General features: G+C 71.0%; 18 protein-coding genes and 2 pseudogenes. 8 read left to right on the top strand and 12 right to left on the bottom strand.

The window, feature by feature from the left end; translation table 11 throughout:
• Window positions 1-128 precede the first annotated feature (128 nt).
• Window positions 129-275 carry a hypothetical protein gene (locus tag ACTIR_RS25890; protein WP_199285603.1) on the top strand — a complete coding sequence of 49 codons (147 nt, stop codon included), beginning with the start codon at window positions 129-131 and terminating at the stop codon, window positions 273-275.
• 138 nt (window positions 276-413) lie between these two features.
• Here the strand turns inward: ACTIR_RS25890 and ACTIR_RS0111290 are convergent, their stop codons facing one another.
• Window positions 414-1,250: an SAM-dependent methyltransferase gene (locus tag ACTIR_RS0111290; protein WP_026454366.1), complete on the bottom strand. Its 837-nt coding sequence runs from the start codon at window positions 1,248-1,250 to the stop codon at window positions 414-416.
• 232 nt (window positions 1,251-1,482) lie between these two features.
• On the opposite strand from ACTIR_RS0111290, the gene ACTIR_RS0111295 reads away from it, so the two are divergent.
• Together ACTIR_RS0111295 and ACTIR_RS0111300 are read left to right on the top strand one after the other, a co-directional pair.
• A complete protein-coding gene (locus ACTIR_RS0111295) occupies window positions 1,483-2,739 on the top strand; it encodes an acyl-CoA dehydrogenase family protein (protein ID WP_026454367.1) in 1,257 nt (418 codons plus the stop codon).
• Entirely contained in the window at window positions 2,736-4,091 is a 1,356-nt protein-coding gene (locus ACTIR_RS0111300) for a phosphotransferase family protein (RefSeq protein WP_026454368.1), read from the top strand. The genes ACTIR_RS0111295 and ACTIR_RS0111300 overlap by 4 nt, the downstream gene beginning before the upstream one ends.
• 56 nt (window positions 4,092-4,147) lie before the next feature.
• Here ACTIR_RS0111300 and ACTIR_RS0111305 read toward each other — a convergent pair whose 3' ends face one another.
• The 5 genes from ACTIR_RS0111305 to ACTIR_RS0111325 all read right to left on the bottom strand — a co-directional run bounded on the left by ACTIR_RS0111305 (window position 4,148) and on the right by ACTIR_RS0111325 (window position 9,824).
• A complete protein-coding gene (locus tag ACTIR_RS0111305; protein WP_154663722.1) occupies window positions 4,148-4,846 on the bottom strand; it encodes a hypothetical protein in 699 nt (232 codons plus the stop codon).
• A 451-nt stretch (window positions 4,847-5,297) separates the two neighbouring features.
• Window positions 5,298-6,908 carry an FAD-dependent monooxygenase gene (locus ACTIR_RS0111310; RefSeq protein WP_034239569.1) on the bottom strand — a complete coding sequence of 537 codons (1,611 nt, stop codon included), beginning with the start codon at window positions 6,906-6,908 and terminating at the stop codon, window positions 5,298-5,300.
• Between the two features lie 5 nt (window positions 6,909-6,913).
• Window positions 6,914-7,876 carry an MBL fold metallo-hydrolase gene (locus ACTIR_RS0111315; protein ID WP_026454371.1) on the bottom strand — a complete coding sequence of 321 codons (963 nt, stop codon included), beginning with the start codon at window positions 7,874-7,876 and terminating at the stop codon, window positions 6,914-6,916.
• A 181-nt stretch (window positions 7,877-8,057) separates the two neighbouring features.
• Complete coding sequence (locus tag ACTIR_RS0111320) at window positions 8,058-8,867, bottom strand: MBL fold metallo-hydrolase (protein ID WP_026454372.1); 810 nt, start codon at window positions 8,865-8,867, stop codon at window positions 8,058-8,060.
• Between the two features lie 6 nt (window positions 8,868-8,873).
• Window positions 8,874-9,824 (bottom strand): hypothetical protein, encoded by a 951-nt coding sequence (locus tag ACTIR_RS0111325; RefSeq protein WP_026454373.1) that lies wholly within the window; start codon window positions 9,822-9,824, stop codon window positions 8,874-8,876.
• A gap of 186 nt (window positions 9,825-10,010) precedes the next feature.
• On the opposite strand from ACTIR_RS0111325, the gene ACTIR_RS0111330 reads away from it, so the two are divergent.
• On the top strand, window positions 10,011-11,375 hold the full coding sequence (locus ACTIR_RS0111330) for a cryptochrome/photolyase family protein (protein ID WP_026454374.1): 1,365 nt from the start codon (window positions 10,011-10,013) through the stop codon (window positions 11,373-11,375).
• Window positions 11,376-11,426: 51 nt separating this feature from the next.
• Here the strand turns inward: ACTIR_RS0111330 and ACTIR_RS0111335 are convergent, their stop codons facing one another.
• Window positions 11,427-12,272, bottom strand: a complete 846-nt coding sequence (locus tag ACTIR_RS0111335) for an SDR family oxidoreductase (protein ID WP_026454375.1) — start codon at window positions 12,270-12,272, stop codon at window positions 11,427-11,429.
• 180 nt (window positions 12,273-12,452) lie between these two features.
• Between ACTIR_RS0111335 and ACTIR_RS0111340 the strand changes: the two genes are divergently transcribed.
• Together ACTIR_RS0111340 and ACTIR_RS22860 are read left to right on the top strand one after the other, a co-directional pair.
• Window positions 12,453-13,013 carry a TetR/AcrR family transcriptional regulator gene (locus ACTIR_RS0111340; RefSeq protein WP_026454376.1) on the top strand — a complete coding sequence of 187 codons (561 nt, stop codon included), beginning with the start codon at window positions 12,453-12,455 and terminating at the stop codon, window positions 13,011-13,013.
• A gap of 19 nt (window positions 13,014-13,032) precedes the next feature.
• Window positions 13,033-14,259 (top strand): FAD-dependent monooxygenase, encoded by a 1,227-nt coding sequence (locus ACTIR_RS22860; RefSeq protein WP_233345884.1) that lies wholly within the window; start codon window positions 13,033-13,035, stop codon window positions 14,257-14,259.
• 47 nt (window positions 14,260-14,306) lie between these two features.
• On the opposite strand, the gene ACTIR_RS0111350 is transcribed toward ACTIR_RS22860, so the two are convergent.
• The 5 genes and pseudogenes from ACTIR_RS0111350 to ACTIR_RS25895 form a co-directional block, all read right to left on the bottom strand.
• On the bottom strand, window positions 14,307-14,693 hold the full coding sequence (locus ACTIR_RS0111350; RefSeq protein WP_084789435.1) for a hypothetical protein: 387 nt from the start codon (window positions 14,691-14,693) through the stop codon (window positions 14,307-14,309).
• Window positions 14,694-14,878: 185 nt separating this feature from the next.
• A complete protein-coding gene (locus tag ACTIR_RS0111355; RefSeq protein ID WP_026454378.1) occupies window positions 14,879-15,763 on the bottom strand; it encodes a helix-turn-helix transcriptional regulator in 885 nt (294 codons plus the stop codon).
• A gap of 58 nt (window positions 15,764-15,821) precedes the next feature.
• A pseudogene (locus ACTIR_RS22865) lies at window positions 15,822-17,476 on the bottom strand (AMP-binding protein).
• A gap of 273 nt (window positions 17,477-17,749) precedes the next feature.
• Window positions 17,750-18,499: a hypothetical protein gene (locus ACTIR_RS22870; RefSeq protein ID WP_154663723.1), complete on the bottom strand. Its 750-nt coding sequence runs from the start codon at window positions 18,497-18,499 to the stop codon at window positions 17,750-17,752.
• A gap of 403 nt (window positions 18,500-18,902) precedes the next feature.
• Window positions 18,903-19,439, bottom strand: coding sequence for an SMI1/KNR4 family protein (locus tag ACTIR_RS25895; protein WP_154663724.1), 537 nt, complete (start codon window positions 19,437-19,439; stop codon window positions 18,903-18,905).
• Window positions 19,440-19,780: 341 nt separating this feature from the next.
• Here ACTIR_RS25895 and ACTIR_RS0111370 point away from each other — a divergent pair, with 341 nt between their 5' ends.
• Complete coding sequence (locus ACTIR_RS0111370; RefSeq protein ID WP_026454379.1) at window positions 19,781-20,650, top strand: LLM class F420-dependent oxidoreductase; 870 nt, start codon at window positions 19,781-19,783, stop codon at window positions 20,648-20,650.
• Between the two features lie 192 nt (window positions 20,651-20,842).
• Window positions 20,843-21,204: pseudogene (locus tag ACTIR_RS26565) on the top strand (hypothetical protein); the annotation flags it as partial.

Genomic DNA, 21,204 nt, shown 5'->3' on the forward strand with positions numbered 1-21,204 from the left:
TCGACTCCGGCCCGACGCAGGGCGCAACCACAGCGGCCCCACCGGCGCACACGCACCGCCACGGCCCCGGCCACGTGTTCCGGAACCTGCTCCGGGTCGTGCGGCCCCGGAGCTCACGGGGTCCGGTCGTGGCGCACGAGCAGGGTGACGGCCTCGTCGCCCTGCTGACCGGTGCCGGGTTCACCGACGCCCGCGAGGTCGCCCACCTCGACCACCGGTTCGGCCGGATCGCCGTCGTGCGAGCCAGCCGTTCGGTAGACACTGTGGACAGTTGATTCAACCCCGCGGACGCACCTCTGCGGCGTCCCCGGGAAAGGACACACCCGGCCACGATCCCTTCTCGAACCGGATTCCCACACCGCCCGAACCCGCGCACCGGATGCCGAGCGCGCACGGCGGCACGCGGGCCGGGGTCAGGGTTTGCGACCGACCGCCCCGGCGACCAGCCGCTGCGCCACCCCGACCGGCGTCGTGCGCGGGCCGGACGGCCACCACCGGTAGGTCTCCACGATCCCCGGTTCCAGCAGCTCGAGCCCGTCCAGCATCGCCGCGATCTCCGCGTGCGTGCGCGCCCCGCCGCTGCCGAGGCCACCGGTGCGGGCCGCGTGCTCCAGCGCCCGCATCGCCGCGGACTCCCCCTGCTCCTCCGGGTCGTACAGGTGCGACAGCACGACGTACGAGCCGGACGGCAGCGCGTCGAGGTACTCGCGCATCACCCGCACCGGCAGGTCCCGGTCGTCGCCGGAGTACATGTGCAGCGTCGCCGTGCACAACAGTCCGATCGGCCGTGCGAAGTCCAGCGCGGCCCGCACCTGCGGGTCGTGCAGGATGCCGGACGGATGCCACGCGTCCCCACCGACCATGTGGGTGCGGTCGTTCTCCGCCAGCAGGGCACGGCCGTGGGCCAGCACCACCGGGTCGTGGTCGACGTAGACCACCGTGGCCTCCGGGTCGACCCGCTGCACGACCTCGTGCGTGTTCTCCGCGGTCGGCAGCCCCGAACCGACGTCGAGGTACTGGACGATACCGGCGTGCCGGGCGAGGTAGCGGGCCGCGCGGGTGACGAACGCCCGGTTCTCCCGCGCGATCTCCGCGACGTCCGGAACGGCGGCCTCCAGGGCCCGGGCCTGCTCCCGGTCGACCTCGTAGTTCTCCGTCCCACCGAGCAGGTAGTCGTAGACCCGGGCCTGGCTCACCCGGGTCGGGTCAATCCCCACCGGTGCCGGATCCGGCTCCCCCACCGCGGACACAGGATCAACTCCTCCGAGAGCGGACAGTGACGCCGAGCGTACTTCGTTGATCAAGAATGGACGACCCTGGTCTCGCAGCAGCCCGGGTTCCGGTCCTGACCGGGTGCGGCCCGGGTTCTCCCGCACCGGGCGGCGGTCTGCCCGGCGATCCCGGTCAGCGAGGGCGACCACATCCCTTGTCCCGCCGACCGCCGGGTGCATAGGGTCGCTGATCGGGCGTTAAGGAGGCCGCATGGACTTCCCGCTGCCGGAAGGACTCGTCGCACTGCTCGCCGACCTCGACGGGTTCATCGACGCCGAGATCGTGCCGTTGCAGCAGCAGGACGACAACGACCGGTTCTTCGACCACCGACGGGAGTACGCCCGCACCGACTTCGACGCCGGGGGCACCCCACGGCCGGAGTGGGAGGAACTGCTGGCCGAGATGACCCGCCGCGCCGACCGGGCCGGGTGGCTGCGCTACGGCCTGCCGGAGGAGGTCGGCGGTGGGGGCGGCAGCGAGTTCGAGATGGCCGTGATCCGCGAACACCTCGCCGCGCGGGGACTCGGGCTGCACAACGACCTGCAGAACGAGTCCTCGGTCGTCGGCAACTTCCCCGTGGTGCACATGCTGCTGCAGTTCGGCACACAGCAGCAGCGGGACGAGTTCCTGCAGCCGGTGCTCTCCGGTGACCTCCGGATCGCCTTCGCGCTCACCGAACCCGAGCACGGCAGCGACGCCACCTGGCTGGAGACCACCGCCGTCCGGGACGGCGACGACTGGGTGCTCAACGGCGGCAAACGGTTCAACTCCGGGATGCACACCGCCACCCACGACGTCGTCTTCGCCCGCACCTCCGGCGAACCGGGCGACGCGCGGGGCATCACCGCCTTCCTGGTCCCCACCGACACCCCCGGCTTCTCCGTGGACTCCTACTGGTGGACCTTCAACATGCCCAGCGACCACGCCGAGGTCTCGCTCACCGACGTCCGGGTCCCCTCGTCGGCGATCCTCGGGAAGGAAGGTGCGGGCCTGGAGGCGGCGCAGTGCTTCGTGCACGAGAACCGCATCCGCCAGGCCGCCTCCGGCGTCGGCGCGGCGCAGTACTGCATCGACCGCAGCGTCGAGTACGCCCGCGAGCGCGTCACGTTCGGCGTGCCGCTCGCCCGGCGGCAGGCGATCCAGTGGCCGCTGGTGGAACTGCACACCGAGGCGGAGATGGTGCGCGGACTGGTCCGCAGGACCGCCTGGGAGATGGACCGGCGGCCGCACCGCGAGATCAGCGACCGGGTCTCGATGTGCAACTACCGGGCCAACCGCCTCGTCTGCGACGCGGCCGACCGGGCGATCCAGGTGCACGGCGGGTTCGGCTACACCCGGCACGCCCCGTTCGAGCACATCTACCGGCATCACCGCCGGTACCGGATCACCGAGGGCACCGAAGAGGTGCAGATGCGTAAGGTGGCGGCCCACCTGTTCGGCTTCGCCGGCCCGGACAAGCGCCCGTGAACGCCGGGGAGCTGAGCGAGGCGTTGGCCGCCCGGTTGGGCGAGATCTCCGCGCGCCCGGTCCGGGTGACGCGGCTGGAGCAGGCCACCGGCGGGGCGAGCCGGGAGACCTGGTTCGTCGAACTCGACCACCCGCCGCACCGCCTCGTGCTGCGCCGGGATCCGGTCGGGCGGTCCGATCCCGACGGGATGGCACGCGAGGCGGTGGTCCTCCGCGCCGCCGAAGAGGCCGGGGTCGCGGTACCGCACGTGGTGGACCACAGCGTCGACGAGACGGTGCTGGGCGCACCGTACGTGCTCACCGAACACGTGGACGGCGAGACGATCCCCCGCCGTCTGCTGCGGGACGACGCCTACGCCGGGGCCCGCGCGGGACTGGCCCGCGAACTCGGCAGGTGCGCCGCGCGGATCCACCGGATCCCGATTCCGGACGGCGTGCCGGAACACGACCCGCTGGAACAACTCCGCACCGAGTACGACGACCTCGACGATCCCGTTCCCGCCCTGGAGATCGCGTTCCGGTGGCTGCACGCGAACCGGCCGACCGACTCGCGCAGAACCCTCGTGCACGGGGACTTCCGCAACGGCAACCTGATCGTCGACGAACACGGCCTGCGGGCCGTGCTGGACTGGGAGCTCACCCACGTCGGCGACCCGATCGAGGACCTGGGCTGGTTGTGCACGAAGGCGTGGCGCTTCGGCTCACCGCTGCCGGTCGGCGGATTCGGCGGGCGCGACGAACTCCTCGACGGCTACGCCGAGATCGCCGGGGAACGACCGGACCCGGACGTGCTGCGCTGGTGGGAGATCTACGGCACCGCCAGGTGGGGCGTGCTCTGCCGGTCCCAGGCGGAACGGCACCTCAGCGGGGCGAGCCCGGCGGTGGAGCTCGCGGCGATCGGTCGCCGGGTCTGCGAACAGGAATACGACCTGCTCGTGGCCCTGGGCGTGCCGGAACCGGCGTCCCCACCGGAACAGGTCGCCGACGCCGCCTCGGACCTGCACGGCAGGCCCTCGGCGGCGGAGCTCGTCGCCGCGGTCCGCGATTTCCTGCGGGACGACGTGCGCGCCGAAACGCAGGGGAGAACGCGCTTCCAGGCCCTGGTGGCCGCGAACGCGCTGGCCACCGTGGAACGCGAACTGCGGTTCGGTGCGGACCAGGAGCGCCGCCACCGGGAACGGCTCGACGAACTCGGCCTCCCCGACCGCGCCGCCCTCGCTGCAGCGCTGCGGAGTGGCGAGGCGGACCCGTGGGACCCGGACGTGGCCGCCGCGGTCTGGGCGGAAGTGCTGGACCGGCTGGCGGTGGCCAACCCGCGGCACCGCACCGCCGACGGCGGCGGTGCTGCCTGAGCAGGTCGGGGAGCGTCCCTTCCCGAGCCGCACACCACCGGCCAACGGCGTCCTGATCACAATGCCATTTGCTGCAGGGGATGTTCGCCGTTCTCCCAGCACCGGTACAGATGTAGGGTGCCGTCAGCGCCGTACATGACCCCGGTCGGTTCCTTGGTCTCCTCCCGATCCGCCGGATCCCGGTCGAACTCCTCGATCGGGCACCAACTCACCCCTTCAACATCCCATTCCATGCGAGAAATTCGCAGCAACGGGCGCATCTCGCCCCCACATTCCGTGCACGCCATCTCGTCCGGCGGATCCGTCGCCCCCGGCTCGGGCCAACCACCCAACACCCACCCCGGCACGTTGCTCAACTGGGAGCGGTAGTCGTAGCCGCTGATCTCCTCCCATTCCTCGACCGCCTCGGCGAGATCCTCCGGCAACTCCCACAGATGCGGATACTCGACCAACCGCTCCGGGAACAACACACACGGCTCCGGATAATAATGGTCGAACTGCACCATCGACGGCATCGGATGCGCACCCACCGCACCCACGGAGTCCGTCGACCGCCACCGCACCACCGTCGGCGGCGCCATCCCGTGATCCCACACCGACACTCCCGGCAGATCGAAGTCCGGCTCGTCCAGATGATCCATCGGACACATCAACACCTGCAGCACATCCCGCCCCGCAGGCCACTCCAACCACGGCACATCCCGCGCGAACACCTGCAACAACGGCAACAACGGCACCGGCTGCTCCACCACCACCTCCGACTCCCGCCGGCGGGAATCGAGGAACTCCCGCTCCTCCGAAGTCAGCTCCCGCCCCGACCGGAACCGATCCCGCCTGATCCTCCGCGCAGCCCGCACGTCCGCGACCCGCTCCACATTCTTCTGCACCCCCTGATGCCCCGGACACGTCGGCCACGACTCCCCCACCGGCCACACCAACGGCCCACCCACCGAACTCTCCCACACCCCCGGATCCCCACGCCGCGGATGCAACCGCGTCACCACACGCCCCAACTCCCTGAACTCCGCGAACACCTCCGCCATATCCACCGGAACACGCGTCGTCCGACCCGAACCCAACCGACACACCTCCGTCACACCGGACAACAACGAGAATCAAGAGAGCACCCACCGTACCCTCTGGGAATTAGCCTCCACAATGGACGTTCAAGCCCGCGCGACCGGGGTTTTCGGCGCCACCGCCGGTTCAGTGCGCGTGGCCGAGCACGCGGCGGACGGCCGGGGCGAGGGCGTCCGCCGGATTGGACGGCACCACGGCGGCGATGTGCCCGTCGGGGCGCAGCAGCCACGTCTCACTCGGCCGTGTGTTCAGTGCGGTGGTCAGCGTGCCGTGTTCGTCGATGTCGGCCAGCCGGAGCACCCGCCGGGGTGCGTCGGTGGTCTCCGCCAGCACTCTCCCGACCTCGGCGGTGTCCACGCCCGTGGTGGTGAGCGCGAGCAGGCCGTCGCGGACCAGCTGGCGTAGCCGAGTGAGGCCGGGTCGTTCCGCGACCGCGACCGGCGCGTCGGGGATCAGGACGCCGGGCACCACCGTCGGCATCTCCCCCCGCGGCGGGCGGCCACCGAACGGGCGGTCCGGGTCGGTGGTGGTCAACGGGGAGTCGACATACCAGTACGGTTCGGCGAACCTGCCGGAGTCGACCCGTGCCCGCGCCTCGGCGTCGTCCCGCGCCTGCTCCAACACCCGTTCGCGGGCGCGTCGCTCGTCCTCGGTCCGCGGCACCAGGAAGCGCATGGTGTCGCCGGTGACGGCGAGGTTCTCCCGCGCCGCGGCGGAGCGCTCGTGGTGGTAGCTGTCCAGCAGCTCCTCCGGGGCCCAGCCGTGCAGCACGAAGGCGAGCTTCCACGCCGCGTTCTCGGCGTCGGCGACCCCCGAGTTCAGCCCGCGGGCGCCGAACGGGGCCACCAGGTGCGCACAGTCCCCGGCGAGCAGCACGCGCCCGACCCGCATCCGGTCGACGCAGCGGCTGTGGAACCGGTACACCGACCTCCACACGATCTCGTAGGCACGGTCCCCGATGATCGCCCGGATGCGCGCGTCGAGCCGGCCGTCGGCGTCCTCGGCGTCGAGGTCGAAGTCGGCCGGGACCTGCCAGTCGATCCGGAAGGTCGAATCCGGGCAGGGGTGGATCAGCACCTGGCGCCCCGGGTTCCATTCCGGGTCGAAGTGGAACCGGCGCTCGGTCTCCCACCCGGGAAGGTCGGCGCGGATGTCGCAGATGAGGAACCGGTCGTCGAAGGAGTGCCCGGCGAAGTCCACACCGAGCAGGTCCCGGATGCGGTCCCCCCGCGCCCCGGCCGCCGCCACCGCGTACGCCGCCTCGACCCGCACCTCCCCGGCGGCGGTGGCGCAGGTGAGCAGCACCGTCCGGTCGTCCTGTCCGATCGCCGTGACCTCGTGGCCCCAGCGGACGTCGATGCGCGGCTCGGCCGCGAGGGCCTCGTCGAGGATCTGTTCGGAGCGGCACTGGCTGAGATTCACGAACGGCGGCAGCGGCGAGTGGCCGCGGTCGGTGAACGACCAGGAGAACAGTTCACGGTCCCGGTGGAAGGTGCGCGCGGTGTCCCAGGTGAGGCCCTCCTCGGCGATCCGCCCGGCCCCCACCGCGGCCCAGACGTCGAGGACGTCGCGCTGCTGGCAGATGGCCTTCGACCCGACCGCGTCGCGTTCCGGCCGGGCGTCGAGCAGCACCACCGGGATGCCCCACCGGGCGAGCAGCAGGGCGGTCGTCTGGCCGACGGGACCGTTGCCCACCACCGCCACCGGGGGCCCGCCGTACGCCGGGAACGAGTCCATCACGCTCACCCCTGCAGCTCGGCCCAGACCTCGCGGTCACGCGCGGCGGTCCAGACCCGCGGCCAGTCGATGCCGTCCAGCTCGTCCCAGAGACGCTGGACGTTGAACGGCAGGCAGTGCTCGAAGATCGGCCACGCCCCGAACGTCGGGGCGAGCGCGGCGTGGGTGGCGTCGAACGCCTCCCGCAGCGTCCCCCCGCGGGCGTGTACCGCGCCGGTCTGTTCCCGCATGCCGAGCAGGAACGAGCGGGTCTGCTCGATCGCGGCGTCCACGGCCTCCCTGCCGCGCGACACCGCGCCGCGGCCCCCGACCAGCGTCTCGGCGCCGAACTCCTTGACCCGGTCCAGCGTGCCGGTCGACCAGTCCGCGTGGAAGGCGTCCCCGGTGTAGAGCGCGGCCTCCGCCTCGACCAGGTCGCCGGCGAAGAGGATCTTCTGCTGCGGCAGCCAGGCGACGAGGTCGCCCGCGGTGTGCCCACGGCCGCAGTACCGCAGGACCAGCTCGCCCCGGCCGCGGCCGAGGTCGATCCGCATGCCGTCGGTGAAGGTGAGGTCGGGCCGGGTGAGGCCGGGGATCGAGTCGGGATCGCGGAACAGCCGCGGCATCCGGCCGAGCTCGCTCTCCCAGTCCTCGCGGCCGCGCTCCTCGATGAGTTCGCGGGTGGTCTCGTGCGTGATCACCGCGTCCGCGTCGAACGCGGACGCCCCGAGCACGCGGACGGCGTGGTAGTGCGACAGCACGAGGTATTTCACCGGCTTGTCGGTGTACTCGCGCAGCTTCCGCAGCCAGTCCCGCGCGGCGACCGGGGTGGCACGCGCCTCGAAGGCGACCAGGAAATCCTCACCCTCGATCGCGCCCACGTTCGGATCGCCCTCGGCGGTGAGCGCGTAGACGCCGTCCGCGAGGACGTCGAGCGTCTCGGTCTTCTCCCCGAGATCGGCCGAGGAGGCGAAGGGCTTGGCGGCCATGGTGGTTCGTCCCTTTCTCCGTGCGGGGCCGGTGATCACTGCGAGGCCTGGAGCGGTCGCGACAGGTCACGCGGGCGTTTCGTGGATCACTGTGCCAGCCGTCACAGACACAGGAAATGACCCGGAAGTCGGGGACACCGAGACCGACCACCCCCACTGGGCGGTCGTCAGCACGGTCCCGTCAGGTGAACCAGCGCCGCCCCTGCCCGGCCAGCACCCGGCCGAACCGCAGCTCGGGGAAGTGTGCGCCCGCGCCGAACGTCGCCCCGTCCTCCAGTTCGCGGAACAGGCGTTCGCGGACCTGCCGCGCCAGCGTCGGGTCGACGTCGCCGATCGAGTGCCACGTGGGTTCGTCGAGCTGCACCGGGCAGACGATCGCGTCGCCGAGCAGCAGCGCCCGGCTCCCGCGGGAGGAGACGACGACACTGAGGTGCCCCGGTGTGTGCCCGGGCGTCATGGTCAGGTCGACGCCGGGCGCGACGGTGAGGTCGTCGGCGACCGGTCGGAGGCGGTCGCCGCGCCCGGACGCCACCCGGAAGCCGTGCCGGATGTGGTCGAACATCCACACGTCCGGGTCGGCGACGAAGTGGTCCCAGTCGCGCGCACCGAACCAGACGGTGGCGTGCGGGAAGACCGGGGCGGCGTCGCGGTCGAAGAGCCAGCCGCAGTGATCGGCGTGCAGGTGGGTACAGACGACGTCGGTGACGTCGGGCGGGGTCACGCCGACGGCCCGCAGGCCGAGCAGGAGCTGCCCACCGACGAGGAGCCGGTGGGGGCCGTCGTCGCGCAGCTCCGGCCCCATACCCGCGTCGACGAGGACCGTGCGGTCCCCGGTCCGGACGAGGAAACACCCGATCGGCAGCCAGGCCATGCCGTCGCGGGAGAAGAGGTCCTCGTGCCCGTCGGGGCGGGCGTGCTCACCGAAGTAGGCGGGCGAGGCGCGGAACGTCCCGTCGGCGACGGGATGGATGTCGATGTCACCGAGGAGCATCAGGGGTCACTCCCGGAGCCGGTCCAGCCCGCGCACGGCATCGCCGAAGAGGAGTTCGAGAACCGCACCGCTGCGTTGGGCGTCCGCGCCCACCGCGTCGATGGTCCGGACCGCGGGATATCCGCGCAGGCCGACCTCGGTCGGCCGCCCGGCGGAAATGATCGTGTACACCTCCCGGACCGGGTACGTGTGGACGGCCCCGACGCGGCGGGAGAGCGAGTCGGTGGCGAGGTGTCCCGGGAGAGCACGGAGTACTCCCTCGTCCCGCACGACCAGTTCGATCCAGCCGAGGTACGGCGCGTCGCCCGGCCACGCGTGCGGGACATCGGGCGAGCTCATCACCGAACTCTCGTAGGGCGGCAACGGCTCGACGCGCAGACGCAGGACGTCCCGGTGTTCACTCCACGGGCGCGCCACCTGCTCGGTCAGGAAGTGGTGGAACTCTTCGACCGAGACCGTTTCCGACGCGGGAACGAAGCACAACGCGAACGTGGGCGCCGGGACGACGCCCTGCACGGCGGGATCGTCGATCCGGTCGACCAGGGTGCGCCCGCCGTACGGGGGTGACAGCAGCGCGCCGATCCGGCCGAGGAAGGTCTGCGCGTCGTCCGGGATCGCCTGTCTCGGGAGCGGGTTGTCGCCGAACGCGGCCAGATCGGCCCCGGACAGGAAAAGTCCGTGCGGAATACCCTGCGGTTGCGCCGCGGCCGGCACGTCGAACGAGATGCCCCCGACCTCCGGCCAGAGATCGGGGCGATTGGCCCCCAGGCGCAGTTGCCGGTACTGCCACAGGCCCGGAACACGCGCGAACATGATGCCGTGCACGTCGCGCCAGTAGTCCTCGCACACCTCCGGCGGCAGATCCTCGCGCCACCAGCAGAACGACGTCAGGGACAGCTCGGCGGCGTTCTCGCGGTCGACCGTGCTCGCGGGTCCGGAGGGAGACGCATCGTCCACGGAACGAGTCTGCCACGCCGCCCCACCGCACGACACCGACCAAGCAGGGCCGGTCACGACGGCCCAGGGGACGTGGATTGCCCCCGGTGGACACGGCGAGCGGTGTCGCGATGGTCCGGTGAGGGCATGTCGGGCGCAGTGGTGTAGCGCCGGAATGGCCGACCTGTCTTGCGGGTAGTCCCGACAATGCATGTCTCCCTCGTGCTGTTCACCCGGGACTTGCGGGTGCACGACAATCCGGCGCTGCGGGCCGCCGTGGACGGGGCCGACCGGGTGATCCCCCTGTTCGTGGTCGACAGTCGCCTCGTGGCCAGTGGCTACCCCGGGGGCAACCGGGCGGCGTTCCTCGCCCGGTGCCTGGCCGACCTGGACGCCGGGCTGCGGGAACGGGGCGGACGGTTGGTGGTCCGCACCGGGGACCCGGCGCAGGAGGTGCGCAGCCTCGTCGACGAGTACGGCATCCGCGACGTGCACGTCGCCGACGACGTCAGCGGTCACGCGCAGCGCAGGCTCCGTCGGCTGTGCGCCGCGCTCGACGGGACCGCCGCCCGGGTGCACGCGCACCCCGAGTCGACCACCGCGATCGCCCCGGCACGCCTGAGCCCGTCGGGCCGCAAGGACCATTTCGCCGTGTTCACCCCGTACCTGCGCCGGTGGCTGGAGACGCCGCTGCGCCCGCTGCTTCCGCCACCGGACCGGGTGCGCCTGCCCGGTCACCTCTCCCCCGGTGATCTGCCGGGACCGGAGGCGTTCAGCTCGGCCGAGGTCACCGCCGGGACCGTCGACGGCGGGGAACAGGCCGCCCGGGAAGCCCTCGCGGCCTGGGCGGACGGCCCAGTGGACGACTACGCCGAAGGCCACGACGACCTGCCCGCCGACCGCACCTCACACCTGTCACCCCACCTGCACCTGGGCACGCTCTCCGCGATCGAGGTGCTGCACCGGGTCGGCTCCCGCACCCCGGGCGCGCGGGAGTTCACCCGGCAACTCGCCTGGCGGGACTTCCACCACCAGGTGCTGGCCGCCCGCCCGGCGTGCGCGCACGAGGACTACCGACCGCACGCCGACCGGTGGCGCGACGCTCCGGCGGAACTGCGCGCGTGGCAGGAGGGCCGCACCGGCTTCCCGATCGTCGACGCGGGCATGCGCCAGCTGCTGCGGCAGGGCTGGATGCACAACCGCGCCCGGCTGATCACCGCGAGCTTCCTCACCAAGACCCTCTACCTCGACTGGCGCGCCGGGGCCCGCCATTTCCTGCGGTACCTGCTCGACGGCGACCTGGCGAACAACCAGATGAACTGGCAGTGGGTCGCGGGCACCGGCACCGACAGCCGCCCGAACCGGGTACTCAACCCGCTGCGCCAGGCCGAACGCTACGACCCCGACGGCACCTACGTGCGGCACCACCTGCCCGAACTGGGCGAGATCACCGGCCCCGAGGTGCACCGTCCGTGGACCCTGTCGGACACGGTCCGCTCCGGCCTCGACTACCCGGACCCGATGGTCGACCTCGCCGACGCCCGCGCACGCTTCCTCACCGCCCGGGGATGATCCGCCCACCGGGCACCGACCGCCGGATACCGGGCCGACAGCGGTCGTCCGTCAGCGCGCGCCGAACGACCGCATCCGCCACAGATACCGCGCGAGCCCGCGGAACGGGACCGGCCGCGGCCAGGATTCGGCGCGGAAGTAGGCGTCCGACCCGCCGTCCACGAACACGACGCTGCCCACCAGGAAGTTCGCGGAGTCGGAGAGCATGAACACCACCCAGTCGGCGAGCTGGGCGGGTTCGCCGTAGCCGCCGGCGGGCACCGGGAAGGATCTGACCGCCTTCGCCGCCGAGGCGTCGGCCAGCTGCCGCTCCAGCAGCGGGGTCCGGATCGCGCCCGGCGCGAGCGCGTTCAGCCGGATGCCGGAGCCCGCCCAGTCCGGCAACACCGCGGTGCGGCGCACCCAGTGGCTCAGGGCGATCTTGGATCCGGCGTAGACCATCGGGGCGGCGGCCCTGCCGAGCAGCCGGACGCTGCGCACCGCCCTGTCCGGGTCACCGGCCAGCAGTGCCCGCACCGTCCGGCGCGGCACCGCCGGTGTCGTGGTCGTCGAATTGCTGGACAACACCACGACCTTGGCATTGCCCGCCGCGGCCAGTGCGACCCGCCAGGCCCGCAGCAGCTCGACCACACCGAGGTAGTTGACCCGCGCGATCACCGACTCCCGGCCCGGGACCGGCCCCAGTCCGGCCGCCAACACGGCCCCGTCGAGACGCCCATCGGCGAGGTCGAGCACCTGCCCGGCCGCGACGCGGCGTCCCTCCGGAGTGGACAGATCGGCCGTCACCTCGGCGTCGGCCAGATCGACCCCGATGACGGTATGTCCCGCGGCGCGGAGCTTCTCCGCGGCCTCACGTCCCATGCCCGACGCCGACCCGGTGACCGCGTAGGTACCCACTGACCACTCCTCCCGCAGCGTTGCGAGCGGACGGTATCAGCTTTCCTGTCTTTTCCGGGACCGGAAGTCGTCGGCTCGACGTCTGTCGTTGCGGCCGCCGGACACGGCCACCTACACTCAGGGCAGTTGTACAGGGCAGTTGCCCAAATCGTGCGTTGCCCACGACGTGGAGGGAGGGGCATGCCTTCTCCGGCGGCGGCGCGCGGACGGGAGGTGCGGCAGCGGCTGCTGGCCGCCGCGGTCGAACTCATCCCCGAGCGGGGTTGGTCCGCGGTGAGCACGCGGAACCTGGCCGAACGCGCCGGGGTGAACCCGAGCGTGGTGCATTACCACTTCCCGTCGCTGTCCGCGCTGCTCAACGAGGCCGCGGTCGGGGTTCTGCGGCGGGTGCTGGGCGAGGTGGACACGGTCCTGGAGTCCGCGGACACCCCGGCCGAGGCCGTCGAGGCGATCGTCTCGGCCGCACAGCGCTACACCGGGGACGATCCGACCTCGCTGCTCGCCATCGAGGCGTACCTGGCGGCCGCACGGGGAGAACCGCTGCGCGACGAGGTCGGCGGCATGGTCGCCGAGTTCCGGCGCCGGTTCGGCCACTGGCTGGGCGAACACGGCGTGTCCGACCCCGAGCGGACCGCCGGGGTGGTGCTGGCCACGGTCGACGGTCTGCTCCTGCATCGCGGAATGGGCGCCGGGATGGACACCGAGCCGACCGCTGCGGTCCTGCGTCGGCTGGTCAGCTAGCCACCACAGGAGGAACGCCATGAAGGTGGTCGTCTGCGGGGCCGGGCTCACCGGTCTGACCCTGGCGAACCGCGTCTCGACCCTCGGGGGCGAGGTCGTGCTGCTGGAACGCGCACCCGCCCCGCGCCACCAGGGATACATGATCGACTTCTTCGGCCCGGGCCACGAGGCCGTCGAGGCCATGGGGCTGCTTCCGGCGGTCGAGGCGGTCGCCCGTCCCCTGGCGGAGGCGGATTTCGTCGACGAGCGCGGACGGCGCCGCGCGACCGTGCGACCCGGGCAGATCACCCGCGGGCCGTTGCTCAACCTCCTGCGGCCCGACCTGGAGCGGGTGCTGCGGGAGCACCTGCCACCCGCGGTCGACCTGCGCTTCGGCACCGGCCCGGTGGCCGTGGACGAGCACGGCGACGGGGTGCGGGTCACCCTCGACGACGGCACCGTGCTCGACGCCGACCTGCTCGTGGGTGCCGACGGGATCCATTCGACCGTGCGGCGACTGGTGTTCGGCCCCGAGGAACGGTTCCTGCGCCCGCTCGGCTTCCACACCGCGGCGTTCGCGTTCGAGTCCCCGCGGATTCATGCTCAGGTGCGGGGCCGGGCCTGCCTCACCGACACCGTCGACAGGCAGATGGGCTTCTACGCACTCGACGGGGACCGCGTCGTGGCCTTCGGCGTGCACCGCACCCCGGACCCGGACCTGCCGGAAGACCCGCGGACCGCGGTGCGCGACGCCTACCGCGGTCTGGGGTGGGTCGTGCCCGAGGCACTCGACCGATGCCCGCCCCCGTCCGAGATCTACTACGACCGGGTCGCGCAGACCGTGCTGCCCCGCTGGCATCGGGGACGGGTCGTGCTCGCCGGGGACGCCTGCTACGCCGTCTCACTCGTTGCCGGTCAAGGCGCGTCCCTGGGTATCGCCGGCGCCTACCTGCTGGCCGACCAACTCGCACACACGCTCTCGGTCGAGGACGCACTCGCGCGGTACGAACAGCTGTGGCGCCCGGTGGCCGAGGAGAAGCAACGCGTCGGCCGGTCCGGCGCCGGCCGGTTCGTACCCGCCACGAAGCGACAGCTGTGGATCCGGCGGAGCGTGCTGCGGCTGTCACGGCTGCCGCTGATCGACCGCTCCGTGACCGCGGCGCTGACGGGCCACTCCCGTCGCTCCGCGCGACACTCCACCGGGCCGGGAGCAGCCCTACCACCTGACCCGGGGAAGGAGCGCGCCGGGAAAGACCCGTGGAATTGATACCGCTGGAGTCGGGCGGGCGGCTCACGTCGCCGACCCGCGCGCGGTCAGGAGACCAGCAGCCGGTGTTCGTCCGACTCGATCGCCCGGAGCAGTTCCGACCGTGCGATCGTGTGCGGACCGCACTCGCAACTGGCGGGCAGCGCGTCGTCGACCGTCACGTCCGCTTTCGGATCGAGCAGATCCACGATCTCCACCCCGTGCGCGGCGTCATGGTGCGCGGCATCGACGAAATCCCGCGAACCGTGCGCGTGCGGCCCGCTGCGGGCGACGTAGACCAGGCCCTCGTCCGTGTCGTAGACAGTGGCCACGTGATGGCTCTCCGCGCACTGCACCCGGAGCTTCACATGCCGGTTGGGCTGTTCGAGTGCCTGTACGGCGTTGCGAGCCGCCGTACGTCTGATCGCCGGAGTGCCGTAAACCTTCTGTACCACCGTCGACTCCGTCCGCTGTGGGTCACACAAAGCCGCCGAGCCTCGTGCCCGGACACGTTCAGCATCCGCCGCACCCGGCACCCGGTGAAGGGGCCGGAAGTCCCTGTCCCGGGGTCCACGAACGGGCCTGCGGACGGGTCTCCGTCCTGGCGCAGCGTCGGAGGAGGGGAGGCGGCCGCGTCCGTTCAGATCAGCAGTCCGTGCCGCCGGGCCGTGGCGACGGCGTCGTGGCGGGTGTGGACGCCGAGTTTGCGACAGGCGCTGCGCAGGTAGGCCTTGACGGTCTCGGAGCTCAGGCAGAGCCGGTGCGCCGCCTCGGCGTTGGTGCAACCCAGGGCGACGTAGGAGAGCACGTCGACCTCCCGGGAGGACAGCCTGGGCGCCGGAAGGGTTTCACGCGCTCGCTCATCCTGGGCGGCGCGTTCGACGTGGGTGAAGCGCTCGCACGCGCGCCGGAGCCGGTCGCGGATCGCGGCGTCGTCGACGTCGTGGGCGATGCCCCGGAGTTCGGCATGCAGGTCGCGCAGCTCGTCGAGCGTGACCGCGGACGAGGTGTCGTCCCGGCGGGGACGGTGGGCGGCGTCGAGGAGCTGGATCCGGCGGTCGACCTCGTCGCGCACGGCGAGCTCGCCCGCGAGGCGCCGCGAGACCTCCCCCAGCGCGGCGGTCGCGCGGTCGCCGAGCGGGTGGACGTCGCGGACGGCGGCGTAGAGCACCCCACGCACGCCCCCCTGCACGGCCACCGGCGTCGCCACGATGGAACGGATGCCCTCACCCCGCACCGGGTCGTCGTAGTCGTGGGTGATGGTCGTGGCGGGAACGTAATCGGTGACCGCGTGCGGTCGGCCGCGTTCGAGGACGACGCCGCCGAGGCCGCGCCCCCGCTGCACCCGCAGTCCCCGGATCGCGTCGGTGCGGGCGCCCGCGAACTCCGTCAGCCGCAGCCCGTCGGTTCCCACCCGGCCGCCGAAGACCAGGGGCACCCCGGTCTCGCGCCGTGCGAGGCGGACGCACTGCCGGAAGGCGTCCCCGTCGTCGGGGCGCATCGATCGCCGGTGCGGTGCGGGCACGGACCCCTCCCTCCGACGCCGGGACGACAAGTGACCTGGGACACGGCGAGCATACGGCTCAGTCCCACCCGTCGTCACCGGCGGAGGCGAGACCGAGCAGCTCGACGGACCGTTCCCGCATCGCCACCTTGCGCACCTTGCCGGTGACGGTCATCGGGAACTCGTCCACCACGTGCACGTAGCGCGGGATCTTGTAGTGGGCGAGGCGCCCGGCGCAGAACTCGCGCAGTGCCTCCGCCGTCAGGACGGGCGCCGAGTCCCGGAGCTGGACCCAGGCCATGAGCTCCTCGCCGTAGCGCTCGTCGGGCACGCCGATGACCTGCGCGTCGAGGATGTCCGGGTGGGTGTGCAGGAACTCCTCGATCTCCCGGGGGTAGATGTTCTCGCCGCCCCGGATGACCATGTCCTTGCTGCGCCCGGTGACGGCGACGTATCCCTCGTCGTCCATCACGGCGAGATCGCCGGTGTGCATCCACCGCGCGGCGTCGATGACCTCGGCGGTCTGCTCGGGCTGGTCCCAGTAGCCGAGCATCACCGAGTAGCCCCGCGTGCACAGCTCGCCCGTGTGGCCGCGGGGCACGGTCAGCCCGCTGGCCGGGTCGACAATCTTGATCTCGAGGTGCGGCCCGACCCGGCCGACGGTGGACACCCGCCGGTCCAGGGTGTCGTCCCGGCGGGTCTGCACGGACACCGGCGAGGTCTCGGTCATGCCGTAGCAGATGCTCACCTCGGACATGTGCATCCGGTCGATGACCTGCCGCATCACCTCCGCCGGGCACGGCGAGCCGGCCATGATGCCGGTGCGCAGACTGGTGAGGTCGTAGTCGTCGAAGCCGGACAGGGCGAGCTCGGCGATGAACATCGTCGGCACCCCGTACAGCGACGTGCACCGTTCGGCCTCGACGGCGGCCAGCGTGGCCGCGGCGTCGAACGCGGGCGCCGGGATGACCGTCGCCGCGCCGTGGCTGGTCGCCGCGAGATTGCCCATCACCATGCCGAAACAGTGGTAGAAGGGCACGGGGAGGCAGATCCGGTCGGTCTCGTCGTAGCCGCAGAGTTCACCGACGGAGAAGCCGTTGTTGAGGATGTTGTGGTGCGACAGTGTCGCGCCCTTCGGGAACCCCGTGGTGCCCGACGTGTACTGAATGTTGATCGGGTCGTCGGCGGACAGGGTGGCCGCGATGTCGACGAGGCGGGCCCGGTCGGCCGCGCGCCCCCGCCGCCGGAGGTCCTCCCAACCGTGCTCACCGAGCAGCACGACGTCGGTGAGGTCGGGGCAGTCCGGCCGCACCTGCTCGATCATCGCCGCGTAGTCGGACGTCTTGTGGCTCCGGGCGGCGATCAGCGTGCCGATCCCGGCCTGCCGGAGCACGTACTCCAGCTCGTGCACCCGGTAGGCAGGGTTGATGGTGACCAGCACCGCACCGATCCGCGCCGTCGCGTACTGCACGATCGTCCCCTCCGGGCAGTTGGGGCCCAGATTCCCACCCGGTCGCCCTTGGCGACGCCGAGGTCGGCGAGGCCGAGCGCGACCACATCGACCTCGTCGGCGAACTCCCGGTAAGTCCAGCGCCGTCCGGTCGCCACGTCGACCACGGCCTCCCGCCCGCCGTGCACGGCGACCGTGCGGGCGAGGTTGTCGCCGATGGTGTCGCCGAGCAGCGGCACCGCCGACGGCCCGGACGCGTAACTCGGCAGCACGGGTGAGTCCACGGTGACCTCCACGTACGTCGACGGCGACGGCGGCTCGCCGGGTCGTTCGACGCGGCCCGACGACCGCTCGTGAGCACACACCCGTCCCCCTCTCGTGCGCTACCCCCGCGCGGGGGTAGTGGAGGACGGGCCTTCGGTCCGCGGCCGTCGCCCTCGACACGAACGACGGCCTGCGCGACGTTCCCGTGCACGCCGGTGGCGACGCGAGTACGTCCATTCCGCATCGCTACCTCGCGAAGTCCACCGCGGAATCAAACGCCGCACCGACCTGCTCTATAACACCATCTGTTGCATGGGATGCTCTCCGTCCTCCCAGCACCGGTATAAATGCAGCGTGTTCTCACGTCCGTAAACGACTCCGGTGGGTTCCTTGGCCTCCTCCCGATCCGCCGGATCCCGATCGAACTCCTCGATCGGGCACCAACTCATCCTTTTCGCGTCCCATTCCATGGAAGACGCCCGCAGCAACGGAAGCATCTCTCCCCCACATTCCGCGCACGCCATCTCGTCCGGCGGATCCGTCGCCCCCGGTTTGGGCCAACCACCCAACACCCACCCCGGCACGATACTCAACTGGGAGCGGTAGCGATAGCCGCTGGTCTCTTCCCATTCCTCGACCGCCTCGGCGAGATCCTCCGGCAACTCCCACAGATGCGGATACTCGACCAACCGCTCCGGAAACAACACACACGGCTCCGGATAATAATGGTCGAACTGCACCATCGACGGCATCGGATGCGCACCCACCGCACCCACGGAGTCCGTCGACCGCCACCGCACCACCGTCGGCGGCGCATTCCACCGATCCCACACCGACACCCCCGGAAGATCGAAGTCCGGCTCATCCGCATGGTCCATCGGACACATCAACACCTGCAGCACATCCCGCCCCGCAGGCCACTCCAACCACGGCACATCCCGCGCGAACACCTGCAACAACGGCAACAACGGCACCGACTGCTCCACCAGCACCTCCGACCCGTCTTCGACGGAATCGAGGAACTCCCGCTCCTCCCAGGTCAACTCCCGCCCCGACCGGACCCGATCCCGCATGGTCTCCCGATGAGCCCGCACGTCTTCAACCCGGACCGCGCTCTGCACCCCCTGATGCCCCGGACACGTCGGCCACGACTCCCCCACCGGCCACACCAACGGCCCACCCACCGAACTCTCCCACACCCCCGGATCCCCCCGCCGCGGATGCAACCGCGTCACCACACGCCCCAACTCCCCAAACTCCGCGAACACCTCCGCCATATCCACCGGAACACACGTCGTCCGACCCGAACTCAACCGACACCCCCATCAAAAAAGATTACAGCACGCTGTTTCAGAACCCGAACCATATTCGGTCCGGCCACCCGTCCACGGCTCGGACGAAGCATCCACTCGCGACAGGTCGGATTCTGGGCTGTCGATCGCCCGATCAAGACGTCATCCGAGACCGATGAAACCGGACCCCGGACGACGGGAAATCCTGCGGAAAAATACTGCTGCGGTGCAGACCGGATAGCACCGAGTACAAGAACTCGGTTGCCGAACCGTCGAAGTATTCCCAGATAGGACTTCTCCCTTCCTTCACCACAACCTTCCATGAGGCCGGAACATCGACAGGGTCACGAACCCAGAAGCACAAATCACCATTATCGGATACCGCCCACGGGGTGATCCCCGCTTGGCCGTCCGCGATACCATACGGGATCGCCTCATCTGCTTCCTCGAGCGAACGCAGGGACCATATCACTTCCGAGTTGACCGTAGCGAGGTCGATATGCTCGTTACCGGACGGATGCAGTACAGTGATGAAGTCGTCGAAGGAGCCTTCCCCATAGTCCTCGACGAGCCTCTTGTAATCTCCAGGAAGATTACCGATCCGAGTTTCGATCTCCTGCCAATCGATACGACCCGAACGACCATCGGGCGGAGGGACGAGCGATTTCAACCGCTCAACGTACTCGATCACGCGGCACCTCCCGATGAACACACATTCCCCGGCACGACCAGACCGGAAGAATATCGCGGGCACCAGCGACGTTGTCGGTGACGGTCCTCTCTACAGTTCGATACGTCCGGTGGTGTTCCGCAGTCCCTTCCGGGTTGCGCTCGAACGAGCGGAGCGACTGGTCGGGGCCTCGGTGGCTCGGACCTGAGCACGTCCGCGGGGCGTCTCTTCTCCCGGCCGCCGGCGGAACAGCTTCGATACCCACGTGCGCACCACCGTCGTCCGGCGAGTGATCCCACGTGCGGGAGTGCGCTACGGGGGCTAATGTCATCGGTGGAGTCTCGGTCCGGTGAGGGGGCTGCATGGAACTGGGCATTCACGTGCCGGTCTTCGACATCGACGGCGGTGCGGGGGCACTCGCGGGGGAACTGGCCAGGGTCGGCACCGCGGCGGAGGCGGCGGGCGCGACCTGGTTGTCGTTCATGGACCACTTCTTTCAGATCGAGCCGACCGGGCTTCCGGCGGAGTCGCCCATGCTGGAGGGCTACACCACGCTGGGTTACCTGGCCGCGCACACGTCCACGATCGAGCTGGGCCTGCTGGTCACGGGGGTCACCTATCGGAACCCGGGTGTGCTCGCGAAGATCGTCACCACGCTCGACGTCCTGTCCGAGGGCCGGGCGGCCCTCGGGATCGGCGCGGCATGGTTCGAACGTGAGCACCACGGACTGGGCATTCCGTTCCCACCGGTCGCCGAACGGTTCGAGCGGCTGGAGGAGACACTCCGCATCTGCGAACAGATGTGGGATCCGGAGAACGACGGACCGTTCGAGGGCAAACACTACTCACTGACCGAGACGTTGTGCTCACCGCAACCGCTGCACAAACCGCGGGTGCTGATCGGCGGGGGCGGGGAGCGCAAGACCCTGCGGCTGGTCGCGGCGTACGGCGACGCGTGCAACCTGTTCGGTTCCTCCCCCGCCGAGGTGGAGCACAAGCTCGACGTGCTCCGGCGCCACTGCGACGACCTCGGCCGCGACTACGACGCGATCCGCAAGACGATCCTCGCGAACAACCCGAGCCCGGACAACCAGGACGAGTTCGTGCGCGAGATGGCGAAGTACGCCGAACTCGGGGTGCACGCGGTGATGGTCATGCCCACCACCGGGTCACCGGCGACCTGGATCGAGGGAACAGCGCCGACGGTCCGCCGACTCTCCGAGCTCGGCTGAACGCCGCCGAAGGTCCCGGGGGCGCACACCCTCCGAACAGAACACCGGTGATGACCTCTCCGCAGTCCGTGCGGGTCGTAGTCGGGCGGGCCCCGGCCGACGGTGCCGCCGCACAGCTCGACCCGTGCTCGGTTCTTGAGGATCCCGACGTCACCGGCGGGCCCGAGGCGTGCCAGGGTGCGGCGCACCCCGGTGCGTTCCGACCTTCTGCGGCAGGCCCCGGGCAGCCAGCCTGAAGGCATGGCAACGATTCACGGCTTCACAGACCCGGTACTGTCCGCGCTGCGCGCCGCAGCGGACCGTCCCCTGCTCCTCAACGGAGCGACCGTACACACGTTCGATCCGCTCATCGGGACGATGCACCGAGCCGATGTCCTCGTGGGCTCGGGTCTGGTGGTGGGAGTGGGCCCGGGCATCGTCAACGCGGCCGAGGACGACGGCGCTCTCGTCGTCGACGCGACCGGGACGACCATCGTTCCGGCGCGGCCCGCTCTGGTCGCCGAGCTCGGCGGTGCCGGGCCGGACGGGCGGGCCGGAACGCTCGCGCCGGGCGC

Source organism: Saccharomonospora iraqiensis subsp. iraqiensis, assembly GCF_000430445.1.
Taxonomy (GTDB): Bacteria; Actinomycetota; Actinomycetes; order Mycobacteriales; family Pseudonocardiaceae; genus Saccharomonospora; species Saccharomonospora iraqiensis.

What these genes read in the sequence shown, in the direction of transcription:
- ACTIR_RS0111295 (WP_026454367.1), top strand. Translation starts at nt 1,483, where the DNA reads ATGGACTTCCCGCTGCCGGAAGGACTCGTCGCACTGCTCGCCGACCTC.
- ACTIR_RS0111310 (WP_034239569.1), bottom strand. Translation starts at nt 6,908, where the DNA reads ATGGACTCGTTCCCGGCGTACGGCGGGCCCCCGGTGGCGGTGGTGGGC.
- ACTIR_RS0111315 (WP_026454371.1), bottom strand. Translation starts at nt 7,876, where the DNA reads ATGGCCGCCAAGCCCTTCGCCTCCTCGGCCGATCTCGGGGAGAAGACC.
- ACTIR_RS0111320 (WP_026454372.1), bottom strand. Translation starts at nt 8,867, where the DNA reads ATGCTCCTCGGTGACATCGACATCCATCCCGTCGCCGACGGGACGTTC.
- ACTIR_RS0111330 (WP_026454374.1), top strand. Translation starts at nt 10,011, where the DNA reads ATGCATGTCTCCCTCGTGCTGTTCACCCGGGACTTGCGGGTGCACGAC.
- ACTIR_RS0111340 (WP_026454376.1), top strand. Translation starts at nt 12,453, where the DNA reads ATGCCTTCTCCGGCGGCGGCGCGCGGACGGGAGGTGCGGCAGCGGCTG.
- ACTIR_RS22860 (WP_233345884.1), top strand. Translation starts at nt 13,033, where the DNA reads ATGAAGGTGGTCGTCTGCGGGGCCGGGCTCACCGGTCTGACCCTGGCG.
- ACTIR_RS0111370 (WP_026454379.1), top strand. Translation starts at nt 19,781, where the DNA reads ATGGAACTGGGCATTCACGTGCCGGTCTTCGACATCGACGGCGGTGCG.